Origin of the sequence: Corallococcus llansteffanensis (assembly GCF_003612055.1) — a bacterium.
GTDB classification, from domain to species: Bacteria; Myxococcota; Myxococcia; order Myxococcales; family Myxococcaceae; genus Corallococcus; species Corallococcus llansteffanensis.
This window is the reverse complement of record NZ_RAWB01001219.1, coordinates 1-406: the sequence shown is the minus strand read 5'-3', so window position 1 is coordinate 406 and position 406 is coordinate 1. Positions and strand designations below refer to the sequence as shown.

Annotated in this window: 1 protein-coding gene; it reads left to right on the top strand. The window is 35.2% G+C overall.

What is annotated here, in order from left to right:
* Positions 1-89: 89 nt before the first annotated feature.
* Positions 90-406, top strand: a 317-nt coding sequence (divIC, locus tag D7V93_RS44245; RefSeq protein ID WP_120648757.1) for a cell division protein DivIC, incomplete at its 3' end; no start/stop codon positions are given.

The following is a 406-nucleotide window of genomic DNA, read 5'->3' as shown; positions in this document are numbered from 1 at the left end:
GAATATGCATCTAAAGATAACGCGAAGGGCATGTATGAAATCGTTGAAGAGCGTCGACTTGAAGAAGCGTAAATTGGAGGTGACAAGCAATGAAAAATAAAGTAGAACATATAGAAAATCAGTACACGTCGCAAGAGAACAAGAAAAAACAACGTCAAAAAATGAAAATGCGTGTTGTTCGTAGGCGTATTACAGTATTTGCGGGCGTATTACTTGCGATAATTGTTGTTTTATCAATCTTGCTTGTTGTCCAAAAACATCGCAATGATATCGATGCACAGGAGCGAAAAGCGAAAGAAGCACAGTTTCAAAAGCAACAAAATGAAGAAATTGCGTTAAAAGAAAAGTTGAATAATCTGAATGACAAAGATTATATTGAAAAAATTGCGCGTGATGATTATTACTT